Genomic DNA, 15,601 nt, shown 5'->3' with positions numbered 1-15,601 from the left:
CGGCCGCCATGTCCCCCATCGCGGTCCGTGACAACAGCCAACCAAGCTCAACGAATACTGTCAATCAACTCGACAAAAGCTGAATGCCCTGGGGTGGTCAACTCCCCGCCACCGACGGCGGCAGCGGCCCGGCGTTTCGTTTCGCGGAGCTTGATAGACTGGTAAAGATCGATCAGGAATCGGTCCTCTCACCACATTTTCAAACCACTCCGTATCTGGCGTGCCCGGTAATTGGCATGCCTGCTTTCGGTGTGGCAGCGTCACCGATCCCCGCAGGAGACACAGCAATACATGACAGCCCTGGCTACTGAATCTTTCCGCGAGCAGCTTCTGAGCCGCCGTTACGAACCCAACGTCGCAGCTGTCAACGAGCTGTGCGACACCTTCCAGAGCCTTAGGCCGGACACTGTGGTCCCCTACGTGGACCCCATGCACGACGTCGACGAGTGCCGCATCATCAGCCTGTATTCCAACATCGGCACCGCCGATGAATCCGGCTTCATCACCGCCGGCGACAGTGAGGCCGCCACCCGCATGCTCGGCGTGCAGTGGAAGCTGGGCCTCCGCCCCGAATTCGTGATGCCCTGGAACGTCCACCCGTGGCACATCCCCGGCGAGCCCAACGGCAAGTTCACCCCGGACCAGATCTCGGCAGGCCTCAAGCCGCTGCTGAAGTTCCTCGCGCTGGTGCCCCGCGCCTCCGTGATCGTGGCCCACGGCACCGAGGCCAACCGCCTGGCCCAGCTGCTCCTGAAGACCGAGGTGCCGCTGCTGTGGCGCCGCGGCCTGAAGACCTACAAGGTCCGCTCGCTCAGCGGCCGTGCGTTCGCCGGCACTCCCGCCCGCCAGCAGCAGTACCTCGACGAAATGCACGTTGCCTACGCTGACGCCATGGCCCGCACCGGCCTCACCAAGGCGAACTAGCACCCACCGGAACATACGACGGCGGCTCCCCACCTTCGCAGGTGGGGAGCCGCCGTCGTTAACTCAGTTGAGGTTTTCACCCTCGATGGCCGCCTTGGCAGTGGGATCGGAGTCATTGAGGAACTTCTCAACGCGCTCCGGTTCCTCTGCCTCGCCGATGGCCGAGGACGCACGGCCCAGGGCGTACAGGGCGCGGAGGAAGCCGCGGTTGGGCTCGTGTTCCCACGGGATGGGTCCCACGCCGCGCCAGCCGTTGCGCCGCAGCGAATCCAGGCCGCGGTGGTAGCCCACACGGGCGTAGGCGTAGGACTCGATGGTCCTGCCCTCGTTCCATGCTTCCTCGGCCAGGATGGCCCACAGGAGGGAGGACGTGGGGTGCTTCGCCACGAGATCCACAGCCTCCTGGCCGAGCGCCAGGTGCTGGTAGATCTCGGGCTCCGCGGGCAGGAGCGTGGGCTCCGGACCCATCAGGTTCCTGCGGAACTCGTCGGACATGATTAGAACGTCTTTCCGGCCGAGCCGAGCTGCTTGGTTGCCTCAACCACGCGGGCTGCCAGTCCGGCTTCAGCGGAAGCACCCCACACGCGCGGGTCGTAGGTCTTCTTGTTGCCGACCTCGCCGTCGACCTTCAGCACGCCGTCGTAGTTCTTGAACATGTGGTCTGCCACGGGACGCGTGTAGGCGTACTGGGTGTCCGTGTCGATGTTCATTTTGATGGTGCCGTAGGAAACGGCGTCTGCGATTTCCTGGTCCGAGGAGCCGGAGCCGCCGTGGAACACGAGGTCGAACGGGCTGTCCTTGCCGATCTTCGCACCGACCTGGGCCTGGATGTCCTTGAGGATCTCCGGGCGCAGCTTCACGCCGCCGGGCTTGTACACGCCGTGCACGTTGCCGAAGGTCAGGGCCGTGATGTAGCGGCCGTTCTCGCCGGAGCCGAGGGCATCGATGGTGGCCAGGGCGTCTTCGACGGTGGTGTAGAGCTTCTCGTTGATCTCGTTCTCGACGCCGTCTTCCTCGCCGCCGACCGTGCCGATTTCGACCTCGAGGATCATCTTGGCGGCAACGGTGCGCTCCAGCAGTTCGCGGGCGATGCGCAGGTTTTCCTGCAGGGTCTCGGCGGAGCCGTCCCACATGTGCGAGTTGAAGATCGGGTTGCGTCCGGCCTTGACCTCGGCCTCGGAAGCTGCCAGCAGCGGCAGGACGAAGCCGTCCAGCTTGTCCTTGGGGCAGTGGTCGGTGTGCAGCGCGATGTTGACGCCGTAGTTCTTGGCCACTTCACGGGCAAACGCCGCGAAGCCCAGGGAACCGGCAACCATGTCCTTGGTGGAGGCGCCGGACCAGTAGGCCGCACCGCCGGTGGAAACCTGGACGATTCCGTCCGACTCGGCTTCGGCGAAACCACGCAGGGCCGCGTTCAGCGTTTGCGAGGACGTGACGTTGACGGCGGGGAAAGCGAAGCCGCCCGCCTTTGCGCGGTCGATCATCTCGGAGTAGATCTCTGGGGTTGCAATGGGCATGCTGACTCCTAAAGTGAATTTCGTCTACGGGTTGTGTTGACCCTGGAGTGAACCTCGTCGGCTAGCACCCATCCTAGCCATTTCTGCGCGGGGGCAGTGTTTCGGGTCACTGGCCGGGTAACACTTTGCACAGGGCCCGCTGCGCCGAAGTGGCACTTCGCGGCAGTCTCGGCGGCAGTTAGACGTGCTGGCTGAACACGTGGCGCCGGATCCACGCGTGCATGGCGATGGCCGCCGCGGACGCCGCGTTGATGGACCGGGTGGAGCCGAACTGTTCGATCGACAGGGTATCCAGGGCCGCCTCGTGGACCTCGGGTGTCAGGCCCGGACCTTCCTGGCCGAACACCAGGACGCAGTTCTTCGGGAGGTCGTAGGTTTCCAGCGGCACGGAATCGGGGAAGATATCGATCCCGATGATCGCCAGCCCCTCCCCCTGCGCCCACGCCACGAAGTCCTCCACTGTGGGGTGGTGGCGGACGTGCTGGTAGCGGTCGGTGACCATGGCCCCGCGGCGGTTCCACCGGCGTCGACCGATGATGTGGACTTCCTTGGCGAGGAACGCGTTGGCGGTGCGCACCACGGTGCCGATGTTGAGGTCGTGCTGCCAGTTTTCGATCGCGATGTGGAACTCGTGACGCTTGGAATCCAGGTCCGCCACGATGGCTTCATGCTTCCAGTAGCGGTACTTGTCCACCACGTTGCGGCGGTCACCGTCAGCCAGGAGGTCCGGGTCCCAGTGCCCGCCTTCGGGAAGCTCGCCTTCCCAGGGGCCGACGCCGACCTCCGCCTTTGGTTCCGCGTCTTCCCCCGTGGGGGAACCGTGAGGGAGGACGGGCAGGGCTGGGGTCTCGGGGTCAGTCACGCTTCAACTTTAGCCGCGGCTCAGCTGTCCAGTTTCCAGCGGTTGGCGCGGTAGGAGTTGCCGATTTTCTCCAGCAACTCCGGGTTGGCGCTCCAATAGCCCTCGTGTCCGCTGACGCCCATCATCTGCGGCGTGCCCCACGGAGTCACGGTAAACAGGTTGACGGCCCGGATGGCGTCGCCCCCGGCGTTGGTGCAGGTGAAACGGACCACCACGGCGGCCGCGCGGCGGAACTCCCGGATTTCCGGCGTCGACGGATCAAAATCGCTGGCACATTTGTGGCCCACAAGGTGCTGCGGCAGTTCGGCGGCGGGGATGGCCTTGAGCCTTGCCTCGATGTCCTTGATGGCTGCCTGGACCTTTGCGGGCTCCTTGCCGTATTTGCCCTCCTCTGCTTCCGCGAAGAAGGCGAACGCCGTGGAGATGCCGTCACCGTCTCGTTCCTCCGTGCCCTTGGCGACCTGTTGCATGGGGGCGCCGGTGACCGGGTCCGTGGTGATCCCGAAGGTGTCGTCGCTGCTCCACGACCCCAGGTAGGTGAAGGAGGATTCCCCGGTGACAAAGCGCTTGAAGAGCGGGTCGTCGGCGGCCGGGACGTTGTCCGGTCCCTGCAGTTCATCCCATCCCTGCGGAAGCGGGAACGCCCCGGCCGGCATGTCGTCCGAGCCTGCACCCTCCGACGGTGTGGCGGACGCCTCGGGGGCTGTGCTCTCCTCCGCCATTTCCGATGCGACTTCCGAGGGCGCCACCGGTGCGGGGTTCTCCCCTGCCTGCGGTTTGCTGAACGCCGGAATGACCCAGACGAATACGGCCACCAAGGCAATGACCACAGCAGCGGCGATGGCACCCAGCACAATGACCAGGTTCCTGTTGTTGCGCGGCGGCTGCGGCGGTGGCGGCGGGAAACCCTGTGTGGGGTAGGGCTGCTGGAAGTGGGGCGGCGGCGGTGCGCTGTGGTTGTTGCTCATGGTGGGCCCTTTCAGGTGCTTGCAGGCATCCTGTGGTTCCCGGGATGCCAGGTGATGTCCGGCGGCGGGGACCTGCCGGCCCATGCCGGCACAACAAACAGCCGCAGATATCCCCCGGTCCGCGGCCGCTGGCACCGTGGCGCCAGCTACGAGCCTAACGGACGGGGGCAGCCCGGAAACGCCGCGGCCGAGTCCGTCATTCTTCGGTCCGCGGATGTTCCGCCGCCCGATAAATGACAGACTGGGACCCGGAACCGGCCCATCAGCGTTGGAGGATTACATGGCAAAATCAGACGAAGTACGTTCATCGGCAGCGGTTTACCGAAGCGGCCAGGAGATCGAGTGCTGGCTCACTGACATGGACGGCGTCCTGGTCCACGAAAACCAGCCGATCCCCGGCGCAGCAGAACTGATCCAGCGCTGGGTGGATACCTCCAAGCGCTTCCTGGTGCTCACGAACAACTCCATCTTCACGCCCCGCGACCTCGCAGCGCGCCTGAAGAGCTCGGGCCTGGAAATCCCGGAGGAGAACATCTGGACATCGGCCCTGGCCACTGCACAGTTCCTGAAAGACCAGGTCCGCGGTTCCGAATCCGGCAACCGGGCCTACACCATCGGTGAAGCGGGGCTCACGACGGCGCTGCATGAGGCAGGCTTCATCCTCACCGACCAGAACCCGGACTTTGTGGTGCTCGGCGAAACGCGCACCTACTCCTTTGAGGCCATCACCATGGCCATCCGGCTGATCCTTGCCGGTGCCCGGTTCATCGCCACCAACCCGGATGCCACCGGCCCGTCCAAGGACGGCCCCATGCCCGCCACCGGAGCCATCGCGGCCCTGATTACCAAGGCCACCGGCCGGGAGCCCTATATTGTGGGCAAGCCGAACCCCATGATGTTCCGCTCGGCCATGAACCAGATCGATGCCCACTCCGAGACCACCGCAATGATCGGCGACCGGATGGACACTGACATCATCGCCGGCATGGAAGCGGGACTGCACACGGTGCTGGTCCTCAGCGGGATCACGCACAAGGACGACATCGCGGCCTACCCCTTCCGCCCCAACCAGATCCTGAACTCGGTGGCTGACCTCAAGAGCCAGATCTAGCGCCAAGCCGGACCGGGCGCCGCCGCGGGCCGGACCGCAGGCCGCAGGCCGCAGCCTCAGTAAACAGTCATCCTGGGCCCGCCGGAAGGCAACGGGAAGATCTCGTCCTGCAGGTCCTGCAGGATGGGCCGGTAGACGAACGGGTTCCACTGCGGGCTGGCGTGCGCCGGCAGGGCATCGTCGGTCCGGCGGTCGTTGGACACCATGTTGGCTTCAAACGTCCGAGCCCACGACTCCCGGGCGGTCCGGTAATTCACGGTGCCGTCGCGGGGGTTGCCGATGAAGGCCATCCGTGTCCCGCCGAGTTTGCCGGCGAACCGGGTGGCGTCAAAGTGATAGATATAGGCGGACTCGGACTGGATCAGCACGCTGGACGGGGCGATCGGGGACAACTGCTCCATGCTCTGGTCAACCACCTGGCGCCAGGACCGTTCGTCCTTGTGCGCGATGCGTTCGCCGAGTTCATAGCCCCCGCGCAGCACGGTGGGCACCCGGAACCCTCCCTCGTAAAGCACCACCACGCCTTCGAACCAGCTCTGGTCCAGGACATCGAACTTGCTGTACGGGCTGGAGTCCAGCAGGATGAATTCCACTTCCACGCCGTGGAGTTCGCGCAGGCGGGCGGCCACCTGGGTTGCCACCATGCCGCCGAAGCTGTGTCCGTAGAAATAGAGGCTGGTCAGCTGCTTCGCCCGGACGTGTTCAATCACCGAGATCACGATCTGGTCGATGTCCAGCCCCTCGTTGGAATAGCCGACGGCGGCCAGCTGGCCGCGCTGGTTCAGGGCACCGCGCAGGGAGTTGAGGATCCACTGCGCTTCCTCCCAGCTGGTCTTGTAGCCGGGAAACAGGATCCAGCTGGCGTTCGGGTAGTAGCTCTCCGCGAAGTCGTCGCTGACGGTCAGGATCTTGTTGGTGCGGCGCTCCTGCTGGACGTGCCGGGTGAAGAACATGTCGGTGGCCAGTAGGGAGGCCGCGCCGGCCCCGATCAGGAAATTGCGCCGGGAAAATCTCTTGAGCTCGGCGGCATGCTTGAGGAGGCGGCCCTCGGCTGATCCGGGGCCGCCCTCAGGCTGTGGTGGCTCCTGGACATGCGGCACACCTCTACCGTAGCCACAGCCGAAGCCGGATATGAAACCCGTGAAACCTGCTAGATCACGGGCTCGGCCGGAACTACCGGCAGGGCGTCCGTGGAATCCGCCCGGGTGGCTTTGGCACTCTCCCGCCGCGTGAGTTCCCTCCCGATTGCGTCGTACTGCCCCAACAGTTCTGAGCCGGCGATCGCGGCAGGATCGTCCAGCAGCCCAAAAACGCAGTCGCTGGCCGCGAGGAGTTCATCGTCGGAGTACTGGGCCAGGGGTCCGCAGCCCGAGGGGTCGATGGAGGCCGCGAATTCCCCGGTGATTTCCACGGTCTTCAAGCCCGCTTCAGCGTCAGCGGCCGGGGCGACCGGCCGCGGCATGAATTCGAGCGAAACGCCAGATCCAGCCGCAATCCCGCCGTCGGAGGTGCCGCCGTCGATCGCGTTGAGGTCGTTGCGCAGTCCCACCAGGGCGGGCGACTCCACGAACGAGGCGCGGGAGAGATCCACGCGGATGTGGGCAGTGAGGCCCATGCGGCGGATACGGCGGATGACGTGCACCAGGGCGGGTCGGGAATCCTGGTTGAGGCTGCCCCGGATGTCGATCCGAACAATATCGGCGGCGACGTCCAGCTTAACGAGGGCATGCAGTTTGCGGTCCATAGGTACTCCAAAAAAGGGTGTCTATGGCCGACGGCTCAACCTTGGACAGCGTATCCTCAGCGGGGCGGCACCACAAGCCTGCGGTTTGCCCACTGTTTGCCCGATATACCCTTAACCGGCCTGGCTTCGGCCTTCGCGGCGGTTCCGGCTTCGGCCCTCAGCGCGGTCCTGGCCGCGGTCCTGGCCCTGCCCCGGCTCCTCGAAGTGCGTCCGGGTGCCCGCCCCGCCAACCGAATCCACCAGCGACTTGGCGATGTCACGCAGCTTGACGTTGCTGTTGCTGGACGCGTCGGTCAGGATCTGCACTGCCGCCTCCTGGCTGCAGCGGTTCTGCGCCATCACGATGCCGATGGCAATGTCGATGGTGGTCCGGGATTCCAGCGTTGCGCGGAGGTTGGTGGCACTATCCGTGTGCAACGAAAACCTGACGGCCAGGCGGAGCGCCTGCGAGATTTCCCGGGTGTACTCCCTGGCGCGGGCCGCCGCTTTGTCGTCAAACTTGCGCGGGACATCCGAGTAGAGGTTCAGCGCTGCCTTGGCTTCCCCCTGCAGGCTGAAGGGAAGTGACAGCACCGAACGCAGGCCGTGGGAAGCGACGGCGTTGGCGTAGTCGGGACCCCAGCGGTCCTCTTCGAAAAGGTCCGGGACATGGACCTCCCGCTCCTCCTGCGCGGCGGTCAGGCAGGGTCCCTGGGACAGCCTGTACTGAATCTCGTCCACCTCGCGCGCCGAATCGCTGCTCCAGCCGATGGTGGCGGCCTTGCGGTCCCGGAGCAGGGTGATGCCGCAGAGTGCGTCGTCGCCGTCGCCCGCCATCTGGTGCGCGGAAAAGCGCGCCAGTTCGTTGAGGAAGTCCTCGAAATCGGCGCTCTCCAGAATGAGGTTCTGGATCTGGTCGACGGTGGTGGGGGCTGGGTTCAACGGAGGCATGGCGCGTTCTCTCCAGGAGCGTGACTTGAATTTGAGCTACACAAATTGTAGGGTCACGCCTCTCAGCCAGCCAAGCGGAATGAGCTTCAGGCTGAATCGTGCCCGCCGGCAGCGGCGGCAGGCACCCGCCCGCTAGCTCAGGCCGAGCTCGTCCTTGCCGAAGGCGAACAAATACGGAACGCCGGTTTCGGCTTCGATCTTTTCCTTGGCGCCGGTGTCACGGTCCACGATGACGGCGACGGCCACCACGTTTCCGCCGGCCTTGCGGACACCCTCGACGGCGGTGAGTGCGGAACCGCCGGTGGTGGACGTGTCCTCGAGCACCAGGACCTTGCGGCCCTCCACCGAAGGACCTTCCACCTGGCGGCCCATGCCGTAGGACTTCTGCGCCTTGCGGACAACGAAGGCGTCCACAGTCCGGCCGGCGTCCCCGGCGGCGTGCATCACGGCGGTGCCCACGGGGTCGGCACCCATGGTGAGTCCGCCTGCGCACTCAAAGTCGATGCCGGCGTCGTCAATCAGCGAGAGCATGACCTGGCCCACCAGCTTGGATGCCTCGTGGTGCAACGTAATGCGGCGGAGGTCGATGTAGTAGTCGGCCTCGGCTCCGCTGGACAGGATCACCTTGCCGCGCACCACGGCGAGTTCCTTGATGAGTTCAAGCAGGCGGGCACGGGCGGCAGCAGCGTCAAGCAGAGCAGTCATGGGGTCCAGTTTAGTGGCTCCGCAGTTTGTGACGTCGTCCCCGCCGCCGCAGGGGAACGGGCGGGAGAAACAGGTGGGAGAAGGGCCAGGGAAAGGCCACGGGACTTTCTACTCTATGCATGCCCCCCGGCGAGGAGTCCGATTGAATCATGACGGCCGGAACCGCTCCATCCACCCGCTGGCCCGCAATCCCCAAGGACATCCGCGGCCTCGCCGTCCGTCCGAACATGGTGGACTACGACGCGAGCCGCGCCGCGTTTTCCTGGGAAGAGGCGCGGCGCCAACTGTCCGGAATGCCCGGCGGCGGCGTCAACATTGCCTACGAGGCCGTGGACCGCCACGCCGCCGGCGAACGGGCAGGCCACGAAGCCCTGCGTTTCATCCGCGCCGACGGCACCGCCCGCTCGTTGACCTACGCGGAGCTGGCGGAACAGACCGGACGGTTTGCCGGCGTCCTGCACGGGTTGGGCATCGGCCGCGGGGAACGGGTTTTTTCGCTCATGGGCCGCAGCCCGGAGCTGTACATCGCGGTGCTGGGAACACTCAAGAACGCCAGCGTGTTTTGCCCCCTGTTCTCCGCCTTTGGACCGGAGCCCGTCCGGCAGCGTCTTCATCTGGGGGCCGGCCGCGCCCTGGTCACCACCCGGGCACTGTACCGGCGGAAGGTCGCCCCGATGCGGGACCAGCTGCCGGAGCTGGAGCACGTGCTGCTGATCGATGCCGAAGGCAAACCGGACCCTGGAACGCTGGATCTGGCCGAGCTGATGCGGGACACCCGGCCGCGGGACACCGCCTCGACCCGCGCCGAAGAAATGGCCCTGCTGCACTTCACCAGCGGCACCACCGGCACGCCTAAAGGGGCCATCCATGTTCACGACGCCGTCACCGCCCACCGCGCCACCGGCTTCTTTGCGCTGGACCTGCACCCGGAGGACGTCTACTGGTGCACGGCCGATCCCGGCTGGGTCACCGGCACCTCCTACGGCGTGATCGCTCCCCTGACCCACGGCGTGACCACCATTGTGGACGAGGAGGAGATGGACGCGGACAGGTGGTACCGGATCCTCGCCGAGCAGCGCGTCACCGTCTGGTATACAGCCCCCACCGCCCTGCGCATGCTGATGAAGGCCGGGGCCGGCCATGCCGCAGGCCACGACCTGTCCGCCCTGCGGTTTGTGGCCAGCGTGGGCGAGCCGCTCAACCCCGAAGTGGTGGTGTGGGGCCAGGAGGCCTTCGGCCAGCCCGTCCATGACAACTGGTGGCAGACCGAAACCGGCGGCATCATGATCTCGAACTACCCCGCCATGGAGATCCGGCCCGGCTCCATGGGCCGGCCCCTGCCCGGCGTCGAGGCCGCGATTGTGGCCCGGGACCAGGACGGCAAGCCGGTGGTCCGGGACGGCGGGGCCGTGCTGCTCACCGAGCCTGATGCAGTGGGCGAACTGGCGCTCCGGCCGGGCTGGCCGTCCATGTTCCGCGGCTACCTCCACGAAGACGAACGGTACCGGCGCTGCTTCGCCGGCGGCTGGTACCTCACCGGAGACCTGGCCAAGCAGGACGCCGACGGGTACTTCTGGTTCGTCGGCAGGGGCGACGACGTCATCAAGTCCTCCGGGCACCTGATCGGCCCGTTCGAGGTGGAGAGCTCGCTGATGGAGCACGAAGCCGTGGCCGAGGCCGGGGTGATCGGCGTCCCCGATCCCGTTGCCGGCGAAGTGGTCAAAGCCTTCGTGGAACTCCGCACCGGGTGGCAGCCCTCGGAGGCGCTCAAGCTGGACATCATCGGCTTTGCCCGCAAACGGCTGGGCGCCGCGGTGGCCCCCCGGCTCCTGGACTTCACCGACGCGCTGCCCAAGACCCGGAGCGGCAAGATCCTCCGGCGGCTCCTGAAAGCCCGCGAACTCGGCCTGCCCGAGGGCGACACCTCAACCATCGAGTCACCTCCCGGCCGCTACCCCGGAGCGCCGGCATGACCGGCACATCAGCGCGGGGAACGGCAAGCGGGGACTCCGACCATACGCGGCACCTGCTCCATCAGATGCTGCGGGTACGGCGGCTCGAGGAGCAGTGCGTGGAGCTCTACAGCGCGGCCAAGATCCGCGGATTCCTGCACGTCTACATCGGTGAGGAAGCAGTGGCCGCCGGAGTCATGGCCACCCTGGGTCCGGACGACGCCGTGGTGGCAACGTACCGCGAACACGGCCACGCACTGTTGCGCGGTGTGCCCGCGGGAGCCATCCTGGCCGAAATGTACGGTTACGTGGAGGGCTGCTGCCGGGGCCGCGGGGGCTCCATGCACCTGTTCGACGCCGCCACCCGCTTCTACGGCGGCAACGCGATCGTGGCGGGCGGGCTGCCGCTGGCCGTGGGCCTGGCCCTGGCGGACAAGATGTCCGGGCGTTCCCGGGTGACCGCCTGTTTCTTCGGCGAAGGCGCCGTGGCCGAGGGCGAATTCCATGAAAGCCTGAACCTCGCCGCGCTCTGGCAACTGCCTGTCCTGTTCTGCTGCGAGAACAACCTGTACGCCATGGGCACCGCGCTGGCCCGCTCCGAATCGCAGACCGACATCGCCCTCAAGGCGGCCGGCTACGAGATCGCCTCGTGGTCCGCGGACGGGATGGATGTGCTCGCCGTCGAAGAAACTGCCCGGCGCGCGGTGGATGCCGTCCGGGCAGGGGGCGGGCCGCATTTCCTCGAGCTCCGGACCTATCGATTCAGGGCCCACTCCATGTTCGATCCAGAACGGTACCGGGACAAGGCGGAGGTCTCCCGCTGGATGGAGCGCGATCCGATCGACAAGCTCCGGAACGCCTTGGAAGCCGCCGGGCAGCTGACCGACAAGGACTGGAAATCCATCCAGCAGGACGTGGAGGCCGAAGTGAAGGCGGCCGTGGAGTTTGCCGAGGCCGGCACGCTGGAGCCGGTGGAAGACCTGACGCGCTTCGTCTACAGCGAGCGGGGCCCGCAATGAAGACCACCTACCGGGAGGCCATGCGGGCAGCCATCCGGGATGCCCTGCAGCGTGACGATCGGGTGTTCCTGATGGGGGAGGATGTTGGCGCGTACGGCGGCTGCTTCGCCGTGAGCCTTGGCCTGTTCGAGGAGTTCGGTCCGGAACGGATCAGGGACACCCCGCTGTCCGAATCCGGCTTCGTAGGCGCAGGGATCGGAGCGGCCCTGGGCGGGATGCGGCCCATTGTGGAGATCATGACGGTCAATTTCAGCCTGCTGGCGCTGGACCAGCTGGTGAACAACGCGGCCACCCTGCTGCACATGTCCGGCGGCCAGTTCAACGTGCCGCTGGTCATCCGGATGACCACGGGCGCCGGCCGTCAGCTCGGCGCCCAGCACTCGCACAGCCTCGAGGGGTGGTACGCGCACATCCCCGGCCTGCGGATCCTGACCCCTGCAACCCTCGAAGATGCCCGCGGAATGCTGTGGACGGCGCTGGAAGACCCTGATCCGGTACTCATCTTCGAGCACGGCACCCTGTACAACGTGGCCGGGGAACTCGCGGACGACGCCGGCCCCGTGGACATCAGCACGGCAGCGGTCCGCCGTCCCGGCAAGGACATCTCGATCATCACCTACGGCGGAACGCTGCCGGCAGTGCTCGACGCCGCCACCCGGCTCGCGGGCGACGGAATCGACGCCGAGGTGCTGGATTTGCGCGTGCTGCGCCCGCTCGACGACGCCGCCATCCTGGGCAGCGTGGCCAAGACCCACCGTGCCGTCGTGGTGGATGAAGGCTGGCGGAGCGGCAGCATCTCCGCGGAACTGAGCGCACGGATCACCGAAAATGCCTTCTTCGACCTGGACGCCCCCGTGGGCCGCGTCTGCAGCGCCGAAGTTCCGCTGCCGTACGCCAAACACCTGGAACTGGCGGCGCTGCCCACAGCGGAACGCATCGTCGCTGCAGCCCGCGAGGCGGTAGGCGCCCGTGGGTGAATTCAGGATGCCGTCCCTGGGCGCGGACATGGAACACGGCAAGATGGTGGAGTGGCTGGTCAAGCCCGGCGACTTCGTGCACCGGGGCGACGTGGTGGCCGTGGTGGACACGGACAAGACCGTAATGGACGTGGAGACCTTCGAAGAGGGCGTGGTGGCTGAGCTCCTGGTGGACGTCGGCACCACCGTTCCGATCGGCACTCCGCTGGCCCGGATCACCCAGACCCCCGACGACGCAGGTCACGCGGGCCCGGCGGCGCCGCAGCAGACGAAACCGGCTCCGGAAACGGCCGGGGCAGCAGGCAAGGTAGCGGCACCGGTTCCTCCCCCGGTCCGGCACCTCGCCCACCAGCTCGGGGTGGATACGTCGGGGATCCGCGGCACCGGCAAGCATGGCGCCGTCACCCGCGCCGACGTCGAACGCGCCGCGGCGGAAAAGCCCGGGCCGGCCACGGAGACAAAGGTGCCCCAGGCAGCCCAGGCAGCTCCGCCTGCAAGCCGGGTCCGGTCCTCGCCGCGGGCCCGGCGCCTCGCGGACCAGCTCGGCATCGACATCGGCACCGTGCCCGGCACGGGACCCGACGGCGCCGTCACGGAGGGTGACATCCAGCGTGCAGTGAGCGGCGCGCCCGTTCCCACGGAAGAGTCGCTGCCTGCAGGGGAGGCAATGCCCGCGGAGGGAGCGCTGCCCGCCGGGGAGGCTCCGCCGTCGGAAGCGGAGGACCGCCTGTCCAGCCTCCGGCGGGCCGTCGGGGCACTGATGACCCGGTCCAAGAAGACCATCCCGCACTACTACCTCAGCACCACGCTGGACCTGCGCGCCGCCATCGCCTGGATGCTGCTGGCCAACCAGCAGCGGCCGGTGGCCTCGCGGCTGGTTGCATCGGCCCTGTTGTTGAAAGCCACGGCACTGGCCGCCCGCGAAGTTCCGGAAGTCAACGGCTTCTTCACCGACGGAGTGTTCCGGCCGAGCAGCTCGGTGCACCTCGGCGTCGCCGTGGCATTGCGGCACGGCGGCCTCGTCGCACCCGCCATCCACGACGCCGACACCCTGGCCGTTGACGTGCTGATGCAGAAGCTGAGGGATCTTGTCAGCCGGGCCCGTGCCGGCCGGCTGCAGCGCTCCGAAATGGCGGATCCAACCATTACTGTCACGAATCTGGGCGACCTCGGGGTGGAGGCCGTTTTCGGCGTCATCTATCCGCCGCAGGTGGCCATGGTGGGGCTGGGGAAGGTGATGGAGCAGCCTTGGGCACACGAGGGCTTGCTGGGTGTCCGTTCCGCTGTTACTGCCACCCTGTCCGCCGACCACCGGGTCAGCGACGGACTCCGGGGCGCCCGCTTCCTGGCCCGCATCGACGAACTGCTGCAACAACCGGAGGAGCTATGAACGAGCAGGACGCGCGGCGGGCCGTGCACTCGGCCATCGGGCAGGTTGCACCGGACGTGGACCTTGCCGGCCTCGATGAAGAATCCCGGCTGCGGCAGGACCTGGAACTGGATTCGCTGGATTTCCTGAGGCTTGTGGAGACCATCGACGAAACCACCGGTGTGGACATCCCTGAACGCGACTACAGCGCCGTGGCCACCGTGAAGGGCCTGATCGACTACCTCGCCTCCCGCGGCTGAGCGCGGCGGGCAAATCCGGGCGCATGCTCGGGCAGGGGTCCGAAGGCAACGAGCCGCGGCATGAGGCGCCTGACCACGGGGGCATGCCGGACAAAAAACAGCAGTACGGGCGGAACCCCTGTCCGCCGTCCGGCGAACAACGGAACGAACACGGCCCGGTGCATGACGCGCTGCACGGCCTGGATAACAACCGTGGGCATCTGGCGCCGCCGTTGCACCACAGCGAGGTCCTTCACGGATACCTGGCCCCGGAGCAGGGCCGGAGCCAGCCGCGCCGCCGCCGCCACGGCATCCTGGATGGCCAGGTTGATGCCCACGCCGCCGGCAGGCGACATGGCATGGGCGGCATCGCCGATGCACAGCAGTCCGTCCACATACCAGCGCTTCAACCGGTCCAGCCGCACATCCAGCCAGTGAAGATCATCAACGGATCGGATCGAGTCCACCCGGTCCGCCAGGTCCGGGCGAAGGGCGGCGACGCGTTCCCTGAACCGTTCCACTCCCTCGGAACGGATCCGCGCATCTGTGCCCTTGGGGCCGAGGTACCCCATTTGGTAGTAGTCGTCCCGGAACAGCGCGATCATGGCTTCACGGCCTCGGAAGGCCGGAACGATGCCCGCCACGGCGCCTTTTTCCGAAGCATGGCGCGGGAGCTTGAACCACCAGGTGTCAAAGGGCACGGGATATTCCTTTGACTGCAGGCCCGCGGCCCGGCGCAGCACGGAATGCCGCCCGTCCGTGGCCACCACGAGGTCAGCGTGGAGCGCCCCTTCCCTGCCTGCGCCGTCGCCGACCCCGCGCGTCCGGTAGCGGACGCCGGTGACGCGACCGCCGTCGAACATCAACGAGGTGGCTTCATGCTCCATCAGGAGCGTGAACGTGGGTTCGCGCGCCGCCTCGGTGGCGAGGAAGTTCAGGAAATCCCATTGCGGCATCATGGCGATGTAGTTGTAGGGAGGCTTCAAGGACGCGAAGTCACCCAGGGTGACCAGCCCGACGCCGGGGACGGGAAACGCCACGTTGTTCAGCCGGCTCTGCGGAAGATCGCGGAAGCCGTCACCCAGGCCCAGTTCATCAATCAGCCGGATGGTGGAAGCATGCACCGTGTCGCCGCGGAAGTCGCGCAGGAAGTCGCCGTGCTTTTCGAGGACCGTGACTTCCACCCCGGCCCGGGCCAGCAGCAGCCCCAGCATCATGCCCGCCGGCCCTCCGCCTACAACAGCGCACCCCGTTCGCTCCATGCCTTTAAGCTACGCCTACGGG

The 15,601-nt window shown here is 66.8% G+C and carries 16 protein-coding genes; 7 read left to right on the top strand and 9 right to left on the bottom strand.

Going from position 1 to position 15,601, the window contains the following annotated elements:
* The first annotated feature begins 291 nt into the window (after nucleotides 1-291).
* Nucleotides 292-924, top strand: a complete 633-nt coding sequence (locus Q8Z05_RS10595; RefSeq protein ID WP_305943409.1) for a uracil-DNA glycosylase — start codon at nucleotides 292-294, stop codon at nucleotides 922-924.
* A gap of 63 nt (nucleotides 925-987) precedes the next feature.
* On the opposite strand, the gene Q8Z05_RS10590 is transcribed toward Q8Z05_RS10595, so the two are convergent.
* From Q8Z05_RS10590 to Q8Z05_RS10575, 4 genes are all read right to left on the bottom strand, one after another.
* A complete protein-coding gene (locus Q8Z05_RS10590) occupies nucleotides 988-1,419 on the bottom strand; it encodes a DUF3151 domain-containing protein (RefSeq protein WP_305943408.1) in 432 nt (143 codons plus the stop codon).
* A 2-nt stretch (nucleotides 1,420-1,421) separates the two neighbouring features.
* Complete coding sequence (fbaA, locus tag Q8Z05_RS10585; protein ID WP_305943407.1) at nucleotides 1,422-2,441, bottom strand: class II fructose-bisphosphate aldolase; 1,020 nt, start codon at nucleotides 2,439-2,441, stop codon at nucleotides 1,422-1,424.
* A 178-nt stretch (nucleotides 2,442-2,619) separates the two neighbouring features.
* Nucleotides 2,620-3,303, bottom strand: a complete 684-nt coding sequence (locus Q8Z05_RS10580) for a TrmH family RNA methyltransferase (protein WP_371745961.1) — start codon at nucleotides 3,301-3,303, stop codon at nucleotides 2,620-2,622.
* A gap of 20 nt (nucleotides 3,304-3,323) precedes the next feature.
* The gene (locus tag Q8Z05_RS10575; RefSeq protein WP_305943406.1) at nucleotides 3,324-4,271 is read right to left on the bottom strand and encodes a hypothetical protein; all 948 of its coding nucleotides are present in this window, start codon (nucleotides 4,269-4,271) and stop codon (nucleotides 3,324-3,326) included.
* Nucleotides 4,272-4,551: 280 nt separating this feature from the next.
* Between Q8Z05_RS10575 and Q8Z05_RS10570 the strand changes: the two genes are divergently transcribed.
* Nucleotides 4,552-5,382 (top strand): HAD-IIA family hydrolase, encoded by an 831-nt coding sequence (locus Q8Z05_RS10570; protein WP_305943405.1) that lies wholly within the window; start codon nucleotides 4,552-4,554, stop codon nucleotides 5,380-5,382.
* Nucleotides 5,383-5,438: 56 nt separating this feature from the next.
* On the opposite strand, the gene Q8Z05_RS10565 is transcribed toward Q8Z05_RS10570, so the two are convergent.
* The 4 genes from Q8Z05_RS10565 to pyrE all read right to left on the bottom strand — a co-directional run bounded on the left by Q8Z05_RS10565 (nucleotide 5,439) and on the right by pyrE (nucleotide 8,761).
* Nucleotides 5,439-6,482, bottom strand: coding sequence for a thioesterase domain-containing protein (locus Q8Z05_RS10565; protein ID WP_305943404.1), 1,044 nt, complete (start codon nucleotides 6,480-6,482; stop codon nucleotides 5,439-5,441).
* A 50-nt stretch (nucleotides 6,483-6,532) separates the two neighbouring features.
* Nucleotides 6,533-7,126, bottom strand: coding sequence for a hypothetical protein (locus Q8Z05_RS10560; protein WP_305943403.1), 594 nt, complete (start codon nucleotides 7,124-7,126; stop codon nucleotides 6,533-6,535).
* Between the two features lie 111 nt (nucleotides 7,127-7,237).
* On the bottom strand, nucleotides 7,238-8,056 hold the full coding sequence (locus tag Q8Z05_RS10555; RefSeq protein WP_305943402.1) for a GAF and ANTAR domain-containing protein: 819 nt from the start codon (nucleotides 8,054-8,056) through the stop codon (nucleotides 7,238-7,240).
* Between the two features lie 132 nt (nucleotides 8,057-8,188).
* A complete protein-coding gene (pyrE, locus tag Q8Z05_RS10550) occupies nucleotides 8,189-8,761 on the bottom strand; it encodes an orotate phosphoribosyltransferase (protein WP_305943401.1) in 573 nt (190 codons plus the stop codon).
* A 149-nt stretch (nucleotides 8,762-8,910) separates the two neighbouring features.
* Between pyrE and acsA the strand changes: the two genes are divergently transcribed.
* From acsA to Q8Z05_RS10525, 5 genes are read left to right on the top strand one after another with little or no spacing between them, the layout of a single operon-like run.
* Entirely contained in the window at nucleotides 8,911-10,734 is a 1,824-nt protein-coding gene (acsA, locus tag Q8Z05_RS10545; protein WP_305943400.1) for an acetate--CoA ligase, read from the top strand.
* Nucleotides 10,731-11,732, top strand: a complete 1,002-nt coding sequence (pdhA, locus tag Q8Z05_RS10540) for a pyruvate dehydrogenase (acetyl-transferring) E1 component subunit alpha (RefSeq protein ID WP_305943399.1) — start codon at nucleotides 10,731-10,733, stop codon at nucleotides 11,730-11,732. The genes acsA and pdhA overlap by 4 nt, the downstream gene beginning before the upstream one ends.
* Nucleotides 11,729-12,709 (top strand): alpha-ketoacid dehydrogenase subunit beta, encoded by a 981-nt coding sequence (locus tag Q8Z05_RS10535; protein ID WP_305943398.1) that lies wholly within the window; start codon nucleotides 11,729-11,731, stop codon nucleotides 12,707-12,709. The genes pdhA and Q8Z05_RS10535 overlap by 4 nt, the downstream gene beginning before the upstream one ends.
* Complete coding sequence (locus Q8Z05_RS10530; protein ID WP_305943397.1) at nucleotides 12,702-14,099, top strand: dihydrolipoamide acetyltransferase family protein; 1,398 nt, start codon at nucleotides 12,702-12,704, stop codon at nucleotides 14,097-14,099. Before Q8Z05_RS10535 ends, Q8Z05_RS10530 begins: the two co-directional genes overlap by 8 nt.
* A complete protein-coding gene (locus Q8Z05_RS10525) occupies nucleotides 14,096-14,338 on the top strand; it encodes an acyl carrier protein (RefSeq protein ID WP_305943396.1) in 243 nt (80 codons plus the stop codon). Before Q8Z05_RS10530 ends, Q8Z05_RS10525 begins: the two co-directional genes overlap by 4 nt.
* Here Q8Z05_RS10525 and Q8Z05_RS10520 read toward each other — a convergent pair.
* Nucleotides 14,317-15,579: an FAD-dependent oxidoreductase gene (locus tag Q8Z05_RS10520; RefSeq protein ID WP_305943395.1), complete on the bottom strand. Its 1,263-nt coding sequence runs from the start codon at nucleotides 15,577-15,579 to the stop codon at nucleotides 14,317-14,319. The genes Q8Z05_RS10525 and Q8Z05_RS10520 overlap by 22 nt on opposite strands.
* Nucleotides 15,580-15,601: the final 22 nt, after the last annotated feature.

It is taken from the genome of Arthrobacter oryzae (genome assembly GCF_030718995.1).
Classification (GTDB): Bacteria; Actinomycetota; Actinomycetes; order Actinomycetales; family Micrococcaceae; genus Arthrobacter; species Arthrobacter oryzae_C.
The sequence above is the reverse complement of the archived record's forward strand: the minus strand, read 5'-3'. Positions and strand labels throughout refer to the sequence as shown.

Excerpts from the sequence above, each read along its gene's own strand:
- pdhA (WP_305943399.1), top strand. The coding sequence starts at position 10,731 with ATGACCGGCACATCAGCGCGGGGAACGGCAAGCGGGGACTCCGACCAT.
- Q8Z05_RS10590 (WP_305943408.1), bottom strand. The coding sequence starts at position 1,419 with ATGTCCGACGAGTTCCGCAGGAACCTGATGGGTCCGGAGCCCACGCTC.
- Q8Z05_RS10575 (WP_305943406.1), bottom strand. The coding sequence starts at position 4,271 with ATGAGCAACAACCACAGCGCACCGCCGCCGCCCCACTTCCAGCAGCCC.
- Q8Z05_RS10555 (WP_305943402.1), bottom strand. The coding sequence starts at position 8,056 with ATGCCTCCGTTGAACCCAGCCCCCACCACCGTCGACCAGATCCAGAAC.
- acsA (WP_305943400.1), top strand. The coding sequence starts at position 8,911 with ATGACGGCCGGAACCGCTCCATCCACCCGCTGGCCCGCAATCCCCAAG.
- Q8Z05_RS10520 (WP_305943395.1), bottom strand. The coding sequence starts at position 15,579 with ATGGAGCGAACGGGGTGCGCTGTTGTAGGCGGAGGGCCGGCGGGCATG.
- Q8Z05_RS10535 (WP_305943398.1), top strand. The coding sequence starts at position 11,729 with ATGAAGACCACCTACCGGGAGGCCATGCGGGCAGCCATCCGGGATGCC.
- Q8Z05_RS10525 (WP_305943396.1), top strand. The coding sequence starts at position 14,096 with ATGAACGAGCAGGACGCGCGGCGGGCCGTGCACTCGGCCATCGGGCAG.
- Q8Z05_RS10595 (WP_305943409.1), top strand. The coding sequence starts at position 292 with ATGACAGCCCTGGCTACTGAATCTTTCCGCGAGCAGCTTCTGAGCCGC.
- pyrE (WP_305943401.1), bottom strand. The coding sequence starts at position 8,761 with ATGACTGCTCTGCTTGACGCTGCTGCCGCCCGTGCCCGCCTGCTTGAA.
- fbaA (WP_305943407.1), bottom strand. The coding sequence starts at position 2,441 with ATGCCCATTGCAACCCCAGAGATCTACTCCGAGATGATCGACCGCGCA.
- Q8Z05_RS10570 (WP_305943405.1), top strand. The coding sequence starts at position 4,552 with ATGGCAAAATCAGACGAAGTACGTTCATCGGCAGCGGTTTACCGAAGC.
- Q8Z05_RS10560 (WP_305943403.1), bottom strand. The coding sequence starts at position 7,126 with ATGGACCGCAAACTGCATGCCCTCGTTAAGCTGGACGTCGCCGCCGAT.